Source organism: Acinetobacter sp. YH01011 (genome assembly GCF_013420785.1).
In the GTDB taxonomy this organism is placed as follows: Bacteria; Pseudomonadota; Gammaproteobacteria; order Pseudomonadales; family Moraxellaceae; genus Acinetobacter; species Acinetobacter towneri.
This window is the reverse complement of record NZ_VOYG01000013.1, coordinates 79,822-97,622: the sequence shown is the minus strand read 5'-3', so window position 1 is coordinate 97,622 and position 17,801 is coordinate 79,822. Positions and strand designations below refer to the sequence as shown.

19 protein-coding genes, 1 other RNA gene and 3 pseudogenes are annotated in these 17,801 nt (G+C 41.3%); 12 read left to right on the top strand and 11 right to left on the bottom strand.

Annotated elements, in window-relative coordinates:
• Positions 1-123: 123 nt before the first annotated feature.
• Both FTT78_RS10270 and FTT78_RS10265 read right to left on the bottom strand, forming a co-directional pair.
• A pseudogene (locus tag FTT78_RS10270) lies at positions 124-432 on the bottom strand (two-component sensor histidine kinase); the annotation flags it as partial.
• Positions 432-689 (bottom strand): annotated as a pseudogene (locus FTT78_RS10265) (winged helix-turn-helix domain-containing protein); the annotation flags it as partial. The pseudogenes FTT78_RS10270 and FTT78_RS10265, both read right to left, overlap by 1 nt.
• 77 nt (positions 690-766) lie before the next feature.
• On the opposite strand from FTT78_RS10265, the gene FTT78_RS10260 reads away from it, so the two are divergent.
• From FTT78_RS10260 to FTT78_RS10245, 4 genes and pseudogenes are all read left to right on the top strand, one after another.
• A complete protein-coding gene (locus tag FTT78_RS10260; RefSeq protein ID WP_002114018.1) occupies positions 767-1,150 on the top strand; it encodes a transposase in 384 nt (127 codons plus the stop codon).
• Positions 1,147-1,482, top strand: a complete 336-nt coding sequence (gene tnpB, locus FTT78_RS10255; RefSeq protein WP_004828548.1) for an IS66 family insertion sequence element accessory protein TnpB — start codon at positions 1,147-1,149, stop codon at positions 1,480-1,482. The genes FTT78_RS10260 and tnpB overlap by 4 nt, the downstream gene beginning before the upstream one ends.
• A gap of 74 nt (positions 1,483-1,556) precedes the next feature.
• Positions 1,557-3,239 (top strand): annotated as a pseudogene (locus tag FTT78_RS10250) (IS66 family transposase).
• Positions 3,240-3,289: 50 nt separating this feature from the next.
• Positions 3,290-3,853 carry an ATP-binding protein gene (locus FTT78_RS10245; protein ID WP_180008684.1) on the top strand — a complete coding sequence of 188 codons (564 nt, stop codon included), beginning with the start codon at positions 3,290-3,292 and terminating at the stop codon, positions 3,851-3,853.
• Here the strand turns inward: FTT78_RS10245 and FTT78_RS10240 are convergent.
• The 4 genes from FTT78_RS10240 to FTT78_RS10225 form a co-directional block, all read right to left on the bottom strand.
• Positions 3,844-4,917 (bottom strand): AI-2E family transporter, encoded by a 1,074-nt coding sequence (locus FTT78_RS10240; RefSeq protein ID WP_180044184.1) that lies wholly within the window; start codon positions 4,915-4,917, stop codon positions 3,844-3,846. The two genes, FTT78_RS10245 and FTT78_RS10240, sit on opposite strands and share 10 nt — an antisense overlap.
• Before the next feature lie 68 nt (positions 4,918-4,985).
• Complete coding sequence (locus FTT78_RS10235) at positions 4,986-5,678, bottom strand: VIT family protein (RefSeq protein WP_180008687.1); 693 nt, start codon at positions 5,676-5,678, stop codon at positions 4,986-4,988.
• Positions 5,679-6,537: 859 nt separating this feature from the next.
• Positions 6,538-6,930: a Cu(I)-responsive transcriptional regulator gene (gene cueR, locus FTT78_RS10230; protein WP_180044187.1), complete on the bottom strand. Its 393-nt coding sequence runs from the start codon at positions 6,928-6,930 to the stop codon at positions 6,538-6,540.
• Positions 6,931-6,989: 59 nt separating this feature from the next.
• On the bottom strand, positions 6,990-9,461 hold the full coding sequence (locus FTT78_RS10225; protein WP_180044189.1) for a heavy metal translocating P-type ATPase: 2,472 nt from the start codon (positions 9,459-9,461) through the stop codon (positions 6,990-6,992).
• Between the two features lie 149 nt (positions 9,462-9,610).
• Here FTT78_RS10225 and FTT78_RS10220 point away from each other — a divergent pair, with 149 nt between their 5' ends.
• The 6 genes from FTT78_RS10220 to FTT78_RS10195 all read left to right on the top strand — a co-directional run bounded on the left by FTT78_RS10220 (position 9,611) and on the right by FTT78_RS10195 (position 13,745).
• On the top strand, positions 9,611-9,805 hold the full coding sequence (locus FTT78_RS10220; RefSeq protein WP_004970528.1) for a heavy-metal-associated domain-containing protein: 195 nt from the start codon (positions 9,611-9,613) through the stop codon (positions 9,803-9,805).
• Between the two features lie 501 nt (positions 9,806-10,306).
• On the top strand, positions 10,307-11,308 hold the full coding sequence (locus tag FTT78_RS10215; RefSeq protein WP_004970527.1) for a putative oxygenase MesX: 1,002 nt from the start codon (positions 10,307-10,309) through the stop codon (positions 11,306-11,308).
• A gap of 26 nt (positions 11,309-11,334) precedes the next feature.
• Positions 11,335-12,363 carry a methionine synthase gene (locus FTT78_RS10210; protein ID WP_004970525.1) on the top strand — a complete coding sequence of 343 codons (1,029 nt, stop codon included), beginning with the start codon at positions 11,335-11,337 and terminating at the stop codon, positions 12,361-12,363.
• A 122-nt stretch (positions 12,364-12,485) separates the two neighbouring features.
• Positions 12,486-12,980, top strand: coding sequence for a flavin reductase (locus tag FTT78_RS10205; protein WP_004970523.1), 495 nt, complete (start codon positions 12,486-12,488; stop codon positions 12,978-12,980).
• 71 nt (positions 12,981-13,051) lie between these two features.
• Complete coding sequence (locus FTT78_RS10200) at positions 13,052-13,342, top strand: type II toxin-antitoxin system HigB family toxin (protein ID WP_019836372.1); 291 nt, start codon at positions 13,052-13,054, stop codon at positions 13,340-13,342.
• Position 13,343: 1 nt separating this feature from the next.
• The gene (locus FTT78_RS10195) at positions 13,344-13,745 is read left to right on the top strand and encodes a type II toxin-antitoxin system HigA family antitoxin (protein WP_004970519.1); all 402 of its coding nucleotides are present in this window, start codon (positions 13,344-13,346) and stop codon (positions 13,743-13,745) included.
• A 47-nt stretch (positions 13,746-13,792) separates the two neighbouring features.
• On the opposite strand, the gene ssrS is transcribed toward FTT78_RS10195, so the two are convergent.
• The 3 genes from ssrS to FTT78_RS10180 all read right to left on the bottom strand — a co-directional run bounded on the left by ssrS (position 13,793) and on the right by FTT78_RS10180 (position 14,923).
• Positions 13,793-13,975: non-coding RNA, 6S RNA (gene ssrS / locus FTT78_RS10190), on the bottom strand.
• Between the two features lie 110 nt (positions 13,976-14,085).
• Entirely contained in the window at positions 14,086-14,370 is a 285-nt protein-coding gene (locus tag FTT78_RS10185; protein WP_004970518.1) for a cell division protein ZapA, read from the bottom strand.
• Position 14,371: 1 nt separating this feature from the next.
• On the bottom strand, positions 14,372-14,923 hold the full coding sequence (locus FTT78_RS10180) for a hypothetical protein (protein WP_019836370.1): 552 nt from the start codon (positions 14,921-14,923) through the stop codon (positions 14,372-14,374).
• A 64-nt stretch (positions 14,924-14,987) separates the two neighbouring features.
• Between FTT78_RS10180 and FTT78_RS10175 the strand changes: the two genes are divergently transcribed.
• Both FTT78_RS10175 and pepP read left to right on the top strand, forming a co-directional pair.
• Entirely contained in the window at positions 14,988-15,626 is a 639-nt protein-coding gene (locus tag FTT78_RS10175) for a UPF0149 family protein (protein WP_004970514.1), read from the top strand.
• Between the two features lie 93 nt (positions 15,627-15,719).
• Entirely contained in the window at positions 15,720-17,054 is a 1,335-nt protein-coding gene (gene pepP, locus FTT78_RS10170) for a Xaa-Pro aminopeptidase (RefSeq protein ID WP_154320488.1), read from the top strand.
• Positions 17,055-17,133: 79 nt separating this feature from the next.
• Here the strand turns inward: pepP and FTT78_RS10165 are convergent, their stop codons facing one another.
• Complete coding sequence (locus FTT78_RS10165) at positions 17,134-17,427, bottom strand: type II toxin-antitoxin system RelE/ParE family toxin (RefSeq protein WP_004970510.1); 294 nt, start codon at positions 17,425-17,427, stop codon at positions 17,134-17,136.
• The gene (locus tag FTT78_RS10160; protein ID WP_004970507.1) at positions 17,417-17,662 is read right to left on the bottom strand and encodes a type II toxin-antitoxin system RelB/DinJ family antitoxin; all 246 of its coding nucleotides are present in this window, start codon (positions 17,660-17,662) and stop codon (positions 17,417-17,419) included. Before FTT78_RS10160 ends, FTT78_RS10165 begins: the two co-directional genes overlap by 11 nt.
• Positions 17,663-17,801 lie beyond the last annotated feature (139 nt).

The window sequence follows — 17,801 nt, the reverse complement described above, 5'->3', positions numbered from 1 at the left end:
TCCCATCTTCTTAGGGTTTGGATGGAAACACCCAGTGTTTTAGCTGCAACGCCAATACTAACATATCTACTCATTTGTATATAATAATATAGAAATAGGTAGATTTCAACTAGCAGTTATTAACCCTGGTTTTTCTACGGGTTGTAGCAACACATCTTGAGGGTGTAATTGTGTTGTAGCATCGTCATATGACCAAATATCGACAAATAAGTCTTCTTCGCTATATCTCTGATTTAAATCGATTTGGCTCTGTGTAGGTTCAGGATGGTTCGCTGCAATGCGTTCTGCCAAACTTTGCATTTGTGCATCTAAAATTTCATTCATTTCTTCTAGGGCAATTCGATACGCTGCAAATACCAAAACGCAGCCCAACATGACACTAAAGATAGAAACATAAACAATCAGACGTTTTTGCAAAGAGTAGGATTGCATTAAATTTGCCCTAAACGGTAGCCCAAACCACGAATGGTACGAATAAAGTCCTTGCCAAGTTTGGCGCGTAAATGGTGAATATAGACTTCAATGGTGTTGCTGCTGACTTCACTGTCAAAATCATATAATTTATCTTCTAAATTACTTTTAGAGAAAATTTTATTAGGGTGGCTGACCAAAGCCATTAAAATTGCCCATTCACGATTCGACAATTCGATATATTCACCTTTGAATTTTGCCAAATGTTGGTAAGCGTCCGCTGAACACACCTTCTGAATTCATCCTATAAGCCTTAATTTAGTCCCCACTTAGAAACAAGTGGGGACTTAAATTTATGACTACAAATAATCAGACATCCATCGCATCTCTTGCGAAAAAACGAAGAACATACAGTGCTGAATTTAAACAGCAGATCGTTCAGGCTTGTAAAGCACCGGACGTTTCAATTGCTTCAGTCGCTTTGCAACATGGATTGAATACAAATCTTGTATCCAAATGGATTCGCTTAATTGATGCTAAGCCAGGGAGTGATCGCTCACCACTACCGAATAAACCTGCATTTATTGCCTTATCTTGCTCTGCACCATTAGATCCTACTCCTACTGACATGTTAAAAGTTCAAATTACTTTACCCCACTCAAAAGCAGAAATTGGCTTGAAATGGCAAGTATCAGAAATACCTGCCTTGGCAGAATTACTCAAGGTGCTGGCAACATGATCCGTATCGATGAAATCTGGCTTTCTACCCAACCTCTGGATATGCGAGCAGGGATGGATACGGTCATGGCTCAGGTGGTGAGAGCCTTTGGCTACATTAAACCGCATTGTGCTTACCTGTTCTGTAATAAACGTGGCCATCGCATGAAAGTGCTGGTACATGATGGACTGGGCATCTGGCTGTGTGCCCGGCGGCTGGAACAGGGAAAATTCCACTGGGCTAAAGTTCACCAGGGTGAAAGCGTAGCTCTCAACCCGGAACAGTTACAGGCATTAATCCAGGGTTTGCCTTGGCAGCGCATTGGACGACAGCAGGTGGTCACGATGCTCTAAACCAAGCTCGGCTATTCTGCCATCCTCCAAACGTTCTATTTCATTCTTCTCATGACCTCAGGCATACTGCGGTCATGAATACGCTGCCAGATTTAAGCCAACTGACCCATGAACAACTGCTGGAATTCACCCGGCAGTTGGCGATGCAGCATCAACAACTCGCAGAAGATAAACAACAATTAGATGCTCAAGTTCAACATCTGGAAGTATCAAATCAACAATTAGATGCCAAAGTTCAACATCTTGAAGTCACCAATCAGCAATTAGATTCTAAAGTTCAGCATCTTTCTATTCTCAATCAAAAATACGAGCATGAACTGGCGCTGTTTAAACAGCATAAATTCGGCAGTAAAAACGAACATCTCACCGCAAAACAAATCCACCTGTGGGATGAAGCGGTTGAAGAAGATATTGCCGCGGTTGATCTGGAATTAGAACGATTAAATGCAGATAAAACCGATGCAGGGACACAGAAAGCCACAGTCAACAAACCTAAACGTCGACCACTGCCAGATCATCTACACACCATCCGTATTGAGCATGAACCTGCATCAACCCAATGTGCTTGTGGCTGCCAACTCCGTCGTATCGGCGAAGATGTCAGTGAAAAACTGCATTTCAGACCGGCACAGTTCTATAAGGAACAGCATGTGCGTGGCAAATGGGTCTGTGATCAGTGTGACACCCTGACTCAGCAAGCGATGCCCGCCTATGTGATTGATAAAGGCATTGCTTCACCTGAACTGCTCAGCCATGTTTTGGTATCGAAATATGCCGATCATTTGCCGCTGTACCGTCAACGTCTGATCTATCAGCGGGCGGGAATCGAACTTTCTAGATCAACGTTATCTCTTGCGAAGCAATGCTTCTCAGATAGGTCGCTGCGGTGTAGAACTGGAACCTCTGGCCAATGCCTTAAAAGAGGTGGTGCTGCAACAGCGGGTGATCCATGCCGATGAAACGCCGGTCACCATCATGCGGATGGGTGAGAATGATAAAAAACCGAAGAAAGGTTATGTCTGGGCCTATGCCACTACACAGTACAATCCAGTTCAGGCGGTGATCTATGACTTTCAGGATAGTCGTTCAGGCCAGCATGCTGCAGAGTTCTTGAAAGGCTGGCAGGGTCATCTGGTCTGTGATGATTACAGTGGTTATAAAGCACGCTTTAAATCAGGCCAGGTCATTGAGGTGGGCTGCATGGCCCATGCACGTCGTAAATTCCATGAACTGCATGTAACTGGGAAAAGTCAGGTCGCTGAACAGGCCTTAGTGCTGATTCAGAAACTGTATGCGATAGAAGCAGAACTCAGGAAAAAGACCGATGGTACAGCAGAACAGCGCCGCGAATACCGACAACAGCATAGTCAACCGGTGATGCAACAACTGTATGAATGGCTCAACCAACATCAACTGACTGTGCCATCGAGTTCTCCAACCGCCAAGGCGATCAATTACACTCTGAAGCGTTGGCCAGCTTTAAGCCGCTATCTGGATGATGGCAATCTACCGATTTGCAATAACTGGGTGGAAAACCAGATGCGCCCCTGGGCGTTGGGACGTAAGAACTGGTTATTTGCAGGTTCGCTGCGCAGCGGCCAGCGAGCGGCGAATATCATGACTTTAATCCAGTCAGCAAAGCTGAATGGCTTGGATCCGTATGCCTATTTAAGTGATGTGCTGAAAAGGCTGCCGACGCATAAAGCGACCCAAATAGAAGAATTACGCCACATCGCTGGAAATCCAACTCAAATTAAAAAATAGGCATGGGGTTCAGCGGACGCTTACTGTACAACTCAGCCAATTAATGTTGCAACAGCCTCAAGTAGAGCAAGAAAAAGTACGTGCGAGCTTAAGGCAAGCAGAGCAGAGTATTTTGCGCTACGAAACGTTGTTGGAGCAGCTTTTATTACTGAGTCAAACTGAAAATCAGCAGCCGAATAAAACTGTTGTAGCAATCCCCGTTGCACCGACCTTAAAAACCGTTGTTGAGGAACTTTCACTAGGCTATCCAAACTTGGCGGTGCGGCTTGATATTGATTGGGCGCATTTGGGGCAGTTGGCTTTGCCACATGCGACTTTAGCCATTATTTTAAAAAATCTAATCGAAAATGCTTATGTTCATGCTCAAACTGAGCAACCGATACACATTTATTATCAGGATAATGCACTATGGATTTGTGATGAAGGGCAGGGGCTGGGTAATGATGACCTTGCTTTATTGACTCAGCGTTTTTGGCGTAAGTCGGCGCAGCAGCAAGGTCATGGTTTGGGCTTATCTTTGGTTAAGTTATTGCTCGAAAAGTATGGTTATCAATTAAGTTTTAGCCAGCGTTTGCCGCATGGATTACAAGTCAAAATTTACGCTTGATCTGTATCTTGCTCAACATCATCCATTAACAATAATGTAAAAGGACGCGTGCTTTCAAATTCAGCAAAAATAATCACAAATACCGAGGTTAAAGGTACAGCAAGAATAGCGCCTGAAATCCCCCATAGCGATGACCAAAGTGAGAGTGAAATCAACACCACAAAAGGAGAAAGGTTGATTTCTTTACCAATCATTTTGGGTTCGAGTACGTTGCCAACATACATTTGCGCCATGGTTAAAAGAACTGCAACGGCTAAAGTCATTTGAATCGAGCCAAATTGTACCAAGGTTAAAGTCACAGGAAAGACTACGCCTAACAAAGACCCGACATAAGGAATATAGTTAAGAATTCCAATGATCAGCGCCCAGAAGATGGCATGCTCGACTCCAAATAACCATAAAATAATGACAGAAATAGTTGCAAGAATAATATTAATGAGTGTCTTCACCGCAAGATAGTCACCAATCTTTTTATTAATATTCATAATTAAATATTTGGTGCGCTCTGCACCTTGGCTGGGGAATGCTAGACTGAGCCGAGATGAAAAGCGCCCTTTTTCTGCGATGAGAAACATTGCATAGACAATGATGAGTACTACATTACTGGTAAAGGAGCTCACTGCGCCAATCATATAACTAATAAAACTTTGCACGCTGATACGTTCAAAAATAAGCTCGCGAAGTACGCTTAAATCAAGACCTTGCGCCCAACTAAATCGCGAAGAAAAAGATTGCAGCATTTTTTCCAAATTGGCTTGATAATTGGGTGCAGAAATCAAAATTTGCTCGCCAGTAATAATTAAAATATGGCTAAATGCAAACATCGAGATAATGAATCCAATCAGCACCATTAAGCGGCGCATCCATTCAGGACTATGTTTGAGTACTGGAAAGTTCCCAAGCCAATCGGTTAAAGTTGCCAAGATATAAACCGAAATAATGGACATCAGTACAGGGAGCAAAAAACTTTGTGCAACTTTAAGTAGCCAACCAAAAAGAATAATAAATAACAGTAAATACACCGCAATGCGCAATGTGTTTTGCCAAGCCTGCTCTTGATTCATAATGGGAAGCTCCTATCAGTTTGGCAAAGAGTAAATAGTATCGAATAAAGTTTTAGTTCAATATGTGTTTAGACATTAAACAGTGACCCAATCCAGCTTGTCACGAGCATTGCTGCAATGCCCCAAAGCATAATTCGTAGGGTACTTTTATACATTGCAGCGCCAGATAAATAACCAGAAATTGCACCTAATACGCCCAAAGCTAAAACACCTACGACAACGATACCCCAATTCAGCGCATGTGTAGGAAGAAGCCAAATTGATAACATAGGCAACATCGCACCTAAAGAAAAGGCAACGGCAGATGCAAGGGCTGCTTGAATAGGTTGTGCGGCAGTTTGTTCATTAATGCCAATTTCATCGCGTGCATGTGCTTCGAGGGCATCGTGTGCGGTCAATTGTTCGGCGACCTGCGCTGCTAACTGAGGTTCTAAGCCACGATGTATATAAATGCGTGTGAGCTCTTTGAGTTCAAGTTCAGGGTTATGTTTTAATTCGTGTTTTTCCATGGCTAAGTCGGCGTGCTCAATGTCCTCTTGAGATTTGACCGATACATATTCACCTGCTGCCATTGAAATCGCACCAGAAATCCAACCCGCCAAACAAGTAATCCATAAGGTTTCGGTACTTGCACCACTTGCTGCCATTCCTGCGACCAAACTGGTCACAGAAATGATCCCATCGTTCGCACCCAATACTGCAGCACGTAACCATCCAGACCGTTCAATATAGTGTTTTTCGAGGTGGTAAGAATGTGGCATAGATCAAACTCTCTTGTTATTCAATTTTCGTTTATTGATGTGTGATATAGCATAAATCATTCTAAAAAATTTATCGTTTAAAAATGAGAGGTATTTCACAAAATAGATGAAGTCGTAATGTGGTTTTTGAGTTTGAGCTTGGAGTTTTTTATAAAATTTCCTTAAATTTCAACCTTTAAATGCCTTAAAAAATGATCAATAGCTTGTAAGATGATAAAAGAGATTGATTCAATCAGGCTTGCAAGTAAATAGGAAATATCGTGATGTCTTTTCAGAATATTGTCGTACCTGTAGTGAGCGAAGTCAGTCTAAAAACCATTCATCGGTTGGGTGCAGGGTAAAGTATGCCTAAATTATCTCGTGACTTAGTATCGCCAGACGTATTTGACTTAAAGTCATTTATTTCTCCTCGCATTAGGGGTAGATGTCGCACTTGCAGAAGTCATACGTGGACACGGTACAATTTATGATGCAGAAGTCTGTGATGCTGCGGTTCGTTTAATTAATGAAAAAGGGTATGAATTACCGCGTTAAAATATGCGTAATGAATAGTGCTAAAACTTGATTGTTGTGCAGTTTATTGGAGAGATTCTTAAAAAGTGTTAAATTTATCTCGTAAATTGTTTAGAATATCTATCAATTCAAATTGTGTTTATATATAATACGCTCCCATAAAGTAACAGATATTCCAAGTTTCCCCCCACACTTCCCCAAAGTGTGATTTTTTTTATGCTATGTATTAAAAAAGATAGGGATGTAGATTTCCTAAGTCAAATTTAAGCTGACAGATACAACAATGGTTTCTAACAAGTGGATAACTGTCAGGTCTTGTTTGAATGGGGGGAGGCTTAATTCCAAATCACTTCCCCAACTCAATATCCTTCAAAATCACACAATCTGCCTGCTCATCCCCAGAGCAATGATCTGCAGAGCTTTGTAGCCAGTTCGCCATTTCCTGTAATTGCGCAATCTTCTGTTTTAAGGTTTCAATATGTTTAAGTGTGAGCTGCTTTACTTCTGCACTTTGTCGGTCAGCATTTTTCCATAAACCTAGCAATTCTTTCATTTGCTCAGAAGAGAAACCCAAATCCCGTGCATGCTTAATAAAAGACAAAGTTTTTAAATCTTGCTCAGAATAAATCCGATAACCCGAAGCAGAGCGTTTGGCGGTATCCAGTAAACCAATTTGCTCATAATAACGAATCATTTTGCTGGAAATATCCGATAGCTTAGAGGCTTGACCAATATTCATGTGACTTCTCTCATAAAAAGGGCGTAGAGCAATCTTCTAAACCCTTTTGTATGTTGCATTTAAATCTGTGCTGCTTGGAAATATTTTAAACGGAGCGCATTACCCAATACAAACACTGAAGATAATGCCATCGCGCCCGCAGCAAAAATAGGCGAGAGCAAAATACCTGCAAACGGGTATAGCACGCCTGCAGCAATTGGAATCAAGGCAATATTATAAATAAATGCCCAAAACAGATTTTGACGAATATTGCGGATAGTGGCTTTACTCAAAGCAATTGCATTGGGCACACCTTGTAAATTGCCCGACATCAATACAACTTCGGCTGCTTCAATCGCAACATCTGTACCTGTACCAATCGCAATTCCAACATCGGCTTGTGCCAAAGCAGGGGCATCATTAATACCATCACCCACAAAAGCCACACGTCCAAATTGCTGTTGTAATTCACGTACAACATCGACCTTGCCTTCAGGTAAAACCTCGGCCACCACATGATCAATCTGTAAACGTGCAGCAATTGCCTGAGCCGTATGTCGGTTATCTCCCGTAATCATCGCCACTTTTAAACCCAGTTGATGCAACGCTGCAATAGCAGCAAAAGTCGTGTCTTTAATTGGGTCTGCAACGGCAACAATGGCTGCCAGTTGTTGATCAATCGCCATATAAATTGGTGTTTTGCCTTCTTGTCCTAAACGTGCAGCTTCTGCATTAAAAGCGCTAACATCTAGCCCAATTTGTTGCATATAACGGTCTGCACCAATCTGAATACGTTGACCATTCACCAGTGCTTCAATACCTGAACCTGTGATGCTGTCAAATTCGGTAACAGGCAGTAAACTGACTTGCTTTTCTGTTGCAGCTTGCACAATCGCCAATGCAATGGGATGCTCAGATTTCGCTTCTACCGATGCTAAAAGTACAAAGACCTGATCTGCATCAAAACCCGATTGCACATGAAAATCGGTTAATATCGGTTTGCCTTCGGTGAGCGTTCCTGTTTTATCCACCGCGACCACTTTAACATCTTGCAAAAGCTGCAAAGCTTCGCCTTTACGAAACAGCACGCCCATTTCAGCGCCACGACCTGTTCCCACCATAATTGAAGTCGGTGTGGCTAAACCCATCGCACATGGGCAGGCAATAATTAGAACAGCGACTGCATTGACCAAACCAAAGGTCAGGGCAGGTTCTGGGCCAAAAATAAACCACACAATAAAAGTAAGTGCAGCCAATAACATCACGGCAGGTACAAACCACATGGTTACTTTATCCACCAAGGCTTGAATGGGTAATTTAGACCCTTGCGCCTGCTCGACCATGCGAATAATTTGCGCCAACACCGAAGCTTCACCAATGGCAGTGGCACGAATATTTAGTGTGCCATTTTGGTTGATGGTGCCACCTACGACTTGATTGCCTATTTGTTTGGCTACAGGAACAGGCTCACCTGTAATCATTGACTCATCTATATAACTATGACCTTCGATCACTTCACCATCTACAGGAATGCGCTCACCTGGGCGGATTTCGACAATGGTATTGGAGCTGACTTCCGCCACTGGCACTTCAATGATTTGACCATCCCGATGAATACGTGCAGTTTTAGCTTGCATGCCAATTAAATGCTGAATGGCTTGCGAGGTGCGACCTTTGGCTTTGGCTTCAAAATAACGACCCAGCAAAATCAAACTGACAATCACTGCCGCAGCTTCATAATAAACATGCACTGTGCCTTCGGGTAAAAGCTGCGGCATAAACGTTGCCACCAATGAAAAACTGTATGCAGCCAAAGTTCCTACCGCCACCAAAGAGTTCATATCAGGCGCAAAATGTAACAGCGCTGGAATCCCTTTTTGATAAAAACGACGTCCTGGTAACAGCAGCACCAATGTGGTTAAAGCAAATTGAATCAACCAACTTTGTTGTTGCCCAATATTGTGCATCACCCACATGTGAAAGGCAGGAATCATGTGTGATCCCATTTCCAGAATAAACACAGGCAAGGCTAAAATCAGTGAAATTACTAAATCACGTTTCAGTTGTTGCTGTTCCAGATTCTTTTTATCGTGTTGTTCGTTAGAGTCGTGTTGCAGCAGTTTGGCGTCATAACCTGCTTTTTGAATCGCTCGAATCAGGTCTTGGCTAGAAACAGTGGCATTCGGCTGAATCCATGCATGTTCAGTCGCCAAATTGACATTGGCTTGTTCTACACCAGGCACTTTCTTTAAGGCTTTTTCGACACGTGTTACACACGAAGCACAAGTCATGCCATCAATAGACAGTTCGATTGGTTGAATGGCAGCTACATCAAAACCTGCACGTTGCACTGCCTTAATGAGCAGTGCACGGTCTAAAGGTTGCGATGCATGAATCAGTGCTTTTTCTGTTGCAAGATTCACTTCAGCTTTTTCTACACCATCGACTTTTTTTAAGGCTTTTTCGACACGCCCGACACATGAGGCACAGGTCATGCCTTCTATAGACAAAGTTTCCTGATAGGGAGAGGCATTTGGGTGTTTTGCGTCCATGGTCGTCTCTATAATTTGGAGGATGTGTTTAGCATATAGATTGACACGATGGTAAGGTCAAGTAAATTTTAGCCCAAAATAGGCTTGACCTTGCCAGCATAGTAAGCTTTAAACTACAGTTCAACAAAGGCAGAAGTGTGGAGTTCGCAATGAAACTATTGATTGAAAATATGACTTGTGGCGGTTGTGCACGTGGTGTCACGGCAACCATTCAAGATGTTGATCCTGCTGCAAAAGTTGAAGTCGATTTAGCGACTAAAATTGTGACTGTGGAAAGCACTGCAACAGTAGATCAAATTACCGCTGCATTGGCAGAAGATGATTTTCCTGCACAAGTTCAATAAAACTGCATCATCTAAGAAGCTCCGAGTGAGCTTATCGTAAGGTCAATTGGTCAACTGACGAATTGACCTATTTTTTTGCCTGCCGATTTTTTTCTCGTTGTTTTTTGATGTGACCAACTGAATACATTTTGATCACGAAGATGCTAAACCAAGCCAATCAGAAGCTGAGATTTTCTAACTTCAAGCTGAGTTTCATTCATTCAGGGCTGAAATCTACTGAATGAACTATGTGCTGTCCTCTAAAATATACTCTTCAATATTTATCGGAATAAAAATATTTTTTGGTTTTAACTTGTTGTTATTGAAATATTTATTTTAATTTTTAAATTTAAGGGATAACAGAAAAACCATCATTTTTAGATGTTTTGCTGCATATTTTAAATTAAGGTGAATAAAATTCACTTTGGACTGAGGTTAAATCATTTTTATTCACTTTGTCGTTCCAGTATAAATACCCTCATTCAGAAATTTTAACTTTTTAAATTTGGGTAGTAGATCATCATGACAAAGCCATTCACCTGTTCAATTAAACGTATTCGTTTTGACGAAAACTATGAACCTGCTAACAACACGCGTTTAACCACCAATTTTGCAAATTTGGCGCGTGGTGAAAGCCGTCAGGAAAATTTACGCAGAACTTTAGCGATGATCAATAATCGTTTTAACTCGCTGGCATCTTGCGATAACCCAAAAGGTGATCGTTATTCGCTTGAAATCGACATTATTTCTGCAGAAATTGATATTGAAGGAAATGGCAAAACTTTTCCATTCATTGAAATGCTAAAAAGTACGATCACAGATCATCAAACAAATGAACGTATTGAAGGCATGATTGGCAACAGTTTTTCATCGTATGTTCGTGATTATGATTTTAGTGTGGTCTTGCCAGCATTAGGCTGCAAAGTAAATGAAAAGCCTGAAAGTTTTGGTGATTTACATGGCAAGCTTTATCAGCATTTGGTCAGTTCAGCAGTGTTCCAAGCTGAGTTTCAAAAACAACCTGTGATTTGCCTGAGCGTATCAACCACAAAAACTTATTATCGTACGACCAATGTGCATCCTGTCTTAGGCACAGAATATAAAAATGATGAATATTCACGTACCGATGACTACTTTGAAAAAATGGGTTTAACTGTGCGTTACTTCAAACCTGAAAATAGCAATGCACCGCTTGCGTTCTATTTTTCTGGTGATTTACTGCGTGATTACACAGATTTTGAGTTGATCAGTGCCATCAGTACTATGGAAAGTTTCCAGAAAATTTATCGTCCTGAAATTTATAACACCAACTCACCTGCAGGCGAGGTCTATCAGCCAAGTTTGAATTATCAGGATTATTCATTAACCCAAGTTGTATATGACCGTGTTGAGCGAGGTCAGTTGGCAGTCAAGCAGGGCAAATGGACTGAAGAAAACTTTATCAAGCCTTATCAAGATATTCTTGAACAATGGGCTGCCAAGTTCGTGCCGCTGCATGCTGCCAATCAAGAACGTGTTGCTTAACTTAAAATACAGATAGAAGATTCAAAATGGCTATTTTATTACCGACCTCAACGGCTGGCAGCTTACCTAAACCTTCGTGGCTCGCAGAACCTGAAAAGCTTTGGTCAGCGTGGAAATTAACAGGGCAAGAATTACTGGACGCAAAACAAGATGCGCTGCGTCTATCACTGCATGAACAACAGCAAGCAGAGATTGATATTGTGAGTGATGGGGAGCAAACCCGTCAGCATTTTGTCACCACCTTTATTGAACACCTTGAAGGTGTCGATTTTGAAAAACGTGAAACAGTCAAAATTCGTGATCGTTATGATGCCAGTGTCCCTTCTGTGGTGGGTGCAGTTTCTAGGCAAAAACCAGTCTTTGTTGAAGATGCCAAATTCCTGCGTTCACTGACAGATCAACCCATCAAATGGGCGTTGCCTGGTCCTATGACCATGATTGATACTTTATACGATGCGCACTACAAGAGCCGTGAAAAACTGGCGTGGGAATTTGCCAAAATCCTGAATCAGGAAGCGCGTGAACTTGAAGCAGCAGGCGTGGATATCATCCAGTTTGATGAACCTGCGTTTAATGTGTTTTTTGATGAGGTGAATGACTGGGGCGTGGCAACATTAGAGCGCGCGTTAGAAGGTTTGAAATGTGAAACAGCCGTGCATATTTGCTATGGCTATGGCATTAAAGCCAATACCGATTGGAAAAAAACACTCGGCTCAGAATGGCGTCAATACGAAGCAGTTTTCCCAAAACTACAGCAGTCTAATTTGGATATTATCTCACTGGAATGTCACAACTCACGTGTTCCGATGGATTTGCTTGAACTTATCCGTGGTAAAAAGGTGATGGTGGGTGCGATTGATGTCGCAACGAATACGATTGAAACAGCCGATGAAGTTGCAGATACATTGCGCAAAGCATTGCAATTTGTCGATGCTGACAAGTTGTACCCATCGACTAACTGTGGAATGGCACCATTGAGTCGTCAGGTTGCACGAGGCAAGTTACAGGCTTTGGCTGCTGGTACGAAGATTATTCGCCAAGAATTATCTAGTTAAGCGTTCGATCAGGCGAAGTGAATTCAAGCCAAGTGAATTTAAGTTAAGTGAATCAGGGATGCTTTTTCAGGCAAAAAGCATCCTTTGAACTTTCTAAAAAAGTTGAGTGTTGGAATACGGTGATGGTTAAAGCAACAGACTTCAAAAATGCAATGTCTTTCTTATCAAGTGCAGTCAATGTAGTGACGACAATGGGAGATGCAGGACGTCATGGTTTTACTGCATCTGCGGTATGTAGCGTGACAGATACACCGCCAACATTATTGGTGTGTATGAATAAATCATCGCGTTCACATCTCAGTTTTTTAGAGAATAAAGTGCTGTGTGTGAATGTGCTAAATGCAGAACAAGAACATCTTTCCAATGCATTTGCCTCATCAAAATTGAGTTCCGATGAGCGTTTTAAGCAGGCTGAATGGGCTGCTTTGGAAACGGGCGCTCCTATATTAAAAAATGCATTGGTCAGCTTTGATTGTGAAATTTCGCAAATTCAAGAAGTGGGGACGCATACTATTTTTATTTGCCCAATAGTTGCCATTCAAAAAAATCAACAAGATCAGGCGTTGGTTTATTTTAATCGTCACTATCATCAAGTTGGTGAAACTGAGTTTGTTTAATTCGCTATAAAATATTGCAATATGCGATAATCAGTTTATACTTGATTTATAGCAAAATGCGATAAAATATTATGCATGTGATCACCCACGCTAGAATTATAGAGGCAATGCACAAGTGGCCACAGGCTGAAACAGCACTCGATGGTTGGTATCGAATTATTAAGGCAAATGATCCGAAAGACTTTGCCGAAATGAAGCAGTTATTTCCAGCAGTTGATAAAGTTGGAAAGTTTCATGTATTCGATATTGGTGGGAATAAGATTCGACTTATTGCTGTTGTGATGTATCAGGCAAAGCGTGTGTATATTCGTCATGTGTTATCCCATAAAGAATATGACAAAGGTCATTGGAAGGAGGATTAGTATGAACGCAATGATTAAACAGGCTGTAGATCACTGGCACTACGTTGCTCCTTTGCTGAGTAAACCAGAAAATGAAAAAGATTTTCATGCACTTGTCGAGGCTTTAGATGAGCTTTTAGATATTGTTGGTGATGATGAAACGCATCCTTTAATGGGGCTGATTCATCAACTCGGTGACTTGGTTTCTGTTTATGAAAATGAACACCTGCCTATTCCTCATGGAGATGGTCGTGCTGCTTTAGCTTTTTTGATGGCGCAACATGGATTAGGTCAATCTGACTTGGCAGAGGTTGCAACTCAATCTGTGATTTCGGAGATTTTAAGCGGCAAACGCCAGTTGAATATTCGTCATATTAAAGCGCTGTCTGAGCGGTTTAAGGTTTCTGCTGATACATTTTTCTAAACGATTTTATATTTTTTAGACATTTTATTTTTAGATATTTAAAAATAAATAGCTCCGAAGATGCCGCTGCATGTCGTTACCCTGAACCCGAAAAAGTTCAAGGCGGACGCGACGCATACTTGCTGGGTTTCCCATACGAGATGGGCATACGCTCTAAATATGCAGAACACAATCCTAAGATTTAAGTATCGGCAGGGATATAGACTCGCTGGCGAACACCTCAGAGTTAGAATTAGTATAACCCATCTCAGTTGCTTGGCAACTCATGTTCACGAATTAACTGTAAAGATAGAGCTTGTTTGCATAGCCTTTATGCAAACTTAAGTCAAAAAAACGACACTTAAGTAAGGGCTTCAACTTCTTGCAAAATGGTGCTGAGTAAACGCTCACAATGCTCATAATGCTGCAAAGATTTATTCATAGAAAGAACCTCTTGCATCAACTCTAAAGCCACCACAATAATCAGTTTGCTCGGTTCCATATTGGGCGCTTTACGACGAAACTCATCATAGCGTTCATTCAATAATTGTGCTGCACGCTCTAAATCTTCTCTTTTTTCTTCAGTTGTGGCTAAACGGAAACTATGTCCTAAAACACGTAAATCAATTGGAATTTGAACTGACATATTAACCTTCCTCGCTCACTTCGGCAGGGTGGGCAAGTTGTTGAATTTCTTGCGCATGATGATCTTGAGCTGTACCTAAAATTGCAAGACGCTGAATAATAGCTTCAACTTTGGCTTTGGCATGCTCATTTTTTTGTAACAATCTTTCACGTTCTTGTTTGAGTGTCTGAATTTCATGCTGATTCATACGCTGATCATTCAGCATTTTTTCTTTCAGAATGCGTAATTCATTGCGCTCAGCCAAAATTTCCTGAAAGCGGTTTTTCAAATCAGTACAGCTTTTTTCCAAACGACTGTAACGGTCTGCCAGTGCTGTCGCATCTTGGTTTAACTGCTGAAATTGCGCCTGAGTGCTGCTTAATTGCTCAGTCAGATTCTCAATTTCATCTTGCTTGGCAGTAATAATGCTGTTTCTTTGCACAATTTGTGCATGATGCTGTTCCTCAGCAGTTTGCTTGGCTGTGCTGAGGGCGGTATTTTCACTTTCATAATGATCAATTCGTGTTTTTAAAACACCAATATGCGCTTGTAGACGCTGTAATTCTTCTAACATATCGTGGTCGCACAGTATTGCAAACAAAGGTAATATATACGAAGTATAGAGATTGGATAAACGAATGCAAGACGATATTTCAGGTTGGTCGGAATGGTTCCGCAATTTTTCTAACATTGAAGAAATTTCAAGCCCAAGTGAGTTACATGGCTTGCTGACAGGTATAGTTTGTGTGACAAATGCACCAACTGAAACCGAGTGGCAGCAGATTTTAGAAACCCTCAATGTGCCAGAATTAGAGCCAGCCGCACTGTCACTTTTAACCGATGAATCGGAAGATGTCGCACATGCTTTGTCTGAAGATGAGTTAGATTATCTGCCGTTATTGCCAGATGATGAACATCTTTTACAAGAACGTGTGCAAGCTTTGGCAGATTGGTGTGCAGGCGTTGTGCTTGGTTTTGGTTTGGCTTCTGGGCATATTCGTTCAGATGAAATCGAACTGATTGAGCATTTACAAGATGTTGCTGCGGTTGAATTTGAAGATTCAGACAATGACGAAGAAGGCGAAGAAAGCTATCAGGAATTGTATGAATTTGTACGTTTGATTCCTGTGAGTTTATCTGTTGGGCGTAAAAAAGTACCAGTAGAAGAAAGCTCTTTATTGCAAAACTTACATGCTAAGTCGCGTCAACAAACTGCACAAACCACACAAAACGCAAGTGCTGTTGTTGAAATGTTTACGCCACACCGTCCGAGTTAATCGGGCGTTGTGTGCCTAAGTATGTCGGTGTAAGGTGCTTTAAGTCATTACAACAATCATATTTTCATCATTTTATATATGTAGACCGTATTTATGAAAAAACTGACTCAAGTCGAATTTAAAGAACGTCGTGATCAACTTGCAGAACTGATGGGGCCCAATAGTGTCGCAATTATTGCAACCAGTCCTGTGGCAATGCGTAATCGTGATGCAGATTATAAATATCGTGCCGACAGCAGTTTTTTCTATTTAACAGGTTTTGCTGAACCTGAAGCAGTTGCGGTGATTGAAACCTATGAATCAATTGATGAAGGTTATACCTACACGTTGTTCTGCCGTGAACGTAACCGTGAAATGGAAATCTGGAATGGTTATCGCGCAGGTTTAGAAGGTGCAATTGAGCTGTTTGAGGCAGATGAGTCTTTTGCAATTGCGCAATTAGATGCAGAAATCATCGCCAAAATTGTCAATAAAGACACGTTGTACTATCGCTTGGGGCATCAGACTGAATTTGATGTACGTGTTGCGGCATGGAACCAACAAGCTGATGCACAACATCGTCAAGGCAATACTGCACCTGCCAAAATTGTTCAGTTAGATCGTTTGCTGGATGAAATGCGTTTGCATAAAACTGAGTCTGAATTGGAACTGATGCAAATTGCTTCAAATATTAGTGCAGAAGCACATACTCGTGCCATGCAAACAGTAAAAGCAGGCATGATGGAATATGAGCTAGAAGCTGAACTGAATTATATTTTTGGTAAAAATGGCTGCGTACCTGCCTATAACAGTATTGTCGGTGGTGGTGAAAATGCCTGCATTTTGCATTATGTCGAAAATGACAAAGTGCTTAAAGATGGCGATTTAGTCCTGATTGATGCAGCCTGTGAATATCAGTGCTATGCCTCAGATATTACCCGTACTTTTCCCGTGAATGGTCAATTCAGTCCAGAACAAAAAGCACTGTATAACATTGTATTGGATGCGCAAATTGCAGCAATTGAAGCTGTACAAATTGGTAACTCCTATAAAGAACCACACCATGTTGCGGTGCGTATTTTGGTGCAAGGTTTGCTTGATCTAGGCATTATGCAGGGCAATTTAGAAGAAATTATTGCTTCGGAAAGTTATCGCCAGTTTTATATGCACGGTACAGGGCATTGGTTGGGCATGGATGTGCATGATGTCGGCAGCTATAAACACGGTGAAGACTGGCGTGTTTATGAAGAAGGTATGGTGGTGACCGTTGAACCGGGTCTATACATTGCACCCGATGATGAAACGGTAGATGCTAAATGGCGTGGTATAGGTATCCGTATTGAAGATGATATTGTTGCGACTGCGAACGGGCCATTGAATCTGACTTCAAAAGTGGTGAAAACCGTAGAAGAGATTGAAGCATTGATGGCAAAAGCTAAATCTGCTTAATTGGGTCTAATCAAAGCTGGTCAAGTGATCAGCTTTTTTATTAGAAAGCGCGTGTAAATTTTGAGTATGTAAATAATTTTTAGTCTTTGATCCGCTTTTTTGCTTCATCATAAACAATGTTATCAGCACGCTTTCCAACGGTAATGAGCAAAATAACGACCTGATCATCTTTGACCTGATAAATAAGTCGGACACCCGCTTTTAATAATTTGATTTTATAGCAGCCAGCAAGATCACCTTTAAGCATGTTCTTTGGAATATGTGGCTGCTCAATGACTTTGGCTAATTTTTTCTTGAATTGGTCGCGGATAGCACTCGGAAGCTTTTCCCATTCTGCAGTGAAGTCCTTATGACGTAAAAGATTATAAGTCATCTAATGTGACTTCCTCGAACATCTCTTTAGGATCATTCATGCGTTTACGGACAAGTGCCAATAGTTCAGCATCTTCTTCTGAAAGCAACGCTTTCTGTACTGGAAGCTTTCCAGTCGTTGCCACATATTCAAGAATATTGGTAAAGAAATCGGTAGGTGAGATACCTTGTTCTTTAAGGATTGAATAAGATTTTTCTTTAAGGGCTTCATCGACCCTGAAATTAACAGTAGCCATCACTTCTCTCAGTTATTGAATGTATGGAAATATTGTAATGCAATATGCATTACAAAGATAGTTTGTATAATAACCATTATGTGAGATCATTTTTATCGTTGAGCTTATTCTAAAATCAATCATCAGCCATCAATAATAC

Coding starts and splice junctions, on each gene's coding strand:
- FTT78_RS10225 (WP_180044189.1), bottom strand. CDS start 9,461: ATGGACGCAAAACACCCAAATGCCTCTCCCTATCAGGAAACTTTGTCT.
- FTT78_RS10185 (WP_004970518.1), bottom strand. CDS start 14,370: ATGTCAGTTCAAATTCCAATTGATTTACGTGTTTTAGGACATAGTTTC.
- FTT78_RS10180 (WP_019836370.1), bottom strand. CDS start 14,923: ATGTTAGAAGAATTACAGCGTCTACAAGCGCATATTGGTGTTTTAAAA.
- FTT78_RS10215 (WP_004970527.1), top strand. CDS start 10,307: ATGACAAAGCCATTCACCTGTTCAATTAAACGTATTCGTTTTGACGAA.
- FTT78_RS10245 (WP_180008684.1), top strand. CDS start 3,290: ATGTTGCAACAGCCTCAAGTAGAGCAAGAAAAAGTACGTGCGAGCTTA.
- cueR (WP_180044187.1), bottom strand. CDS start 6,930: ATGAATATTGGTCAAGCCTCTAAGCTATCGGATATTTCCAGCAAAATG.
- FTT78_RS10200 (WP_019836372.1), top strand. CDS start 13,052: ATGCATGTGATCACCCACGCTAGAATTATAGAGGCAATGCACAAGTGG.
- FTT78_RS10220 (WP_004970528.1), top strand. CDS start 9,611: ATGAAACTATTGATTGAAAATATGACTTGTGGCGGTTGTGCACGTGGT.
- FTT78_RS10240 (WP_180044184.1), bottom strand. CDS start 4,917: ATGAATCAAGAGCAGGCTTGGCAAAACACATTGCGCATTGCGGTGTAT.
- FTT78_RS10160 (WP_004970507.1), bottom strand. CDS start 17,662: ATGGCTACTGTTAATTTCAGGGTCGATGAAGCCCTTAAAGAAAAATCT.
- FTT78_RS10210 (WP_004970525.1), top strand. CDS start 11,335: ATGGCTATTTTATTACCGACCTCAACGGCTGGCAGCTTACCTAAACCT.
- FTT78_RS10260 (WP_002114018.1), top strand. CDS start 767: ATGACTACAAATAATCAGACATCCATCGCATCTCTTGCGAAAAAACGA.
- FTT78_RS10175 (WP_004970514.1), top strand. CDS start 14,988: ATGCAAGACGATATTTCAGGTTGGTCGGAATGGTTCCGCAATTTTTCT.
- FTT78_RS10205 (WP_004970523.1), top strand. CDS start 12,486: ATGGTTAAAGCAACAGACTTCAAAAATGCAATGTCTTTCTTATCAAGT.
- FTT78_RS10195 (WP_004970519.1), top strand. CDS start 13,344: ATGAACGCAATGATTAAACAGGCTGTAGATCACTGGCACTACGTTGCT.
- tnpB (WP_004828548.1), top strand. CDS start 1,147: ATGATCCGTATCGATGAAATCTGGCTTTCTACCCAACCTCTGGATATG.
- pepP (WP_154320488.1), top strand. CDS start 15,720: ATGAAAAAACTGACTCAAGTCGAATTTAAAGAACGTCGTGATCAACTT.
- FTT78_RS10165 (WP_004970510.1), bottom strand. CDS start 17,427: ATGACTTATAATCTTTTACGTCATAAGGACTTCACTGCAGAATGGGAA.
- FTT78_RS10235 (WP_180008687.1), bottom strand. CDS start 5,678: ATGCCACATTCTTACCACCTCGAAAAACACTATATTGAACGGTCTGGA.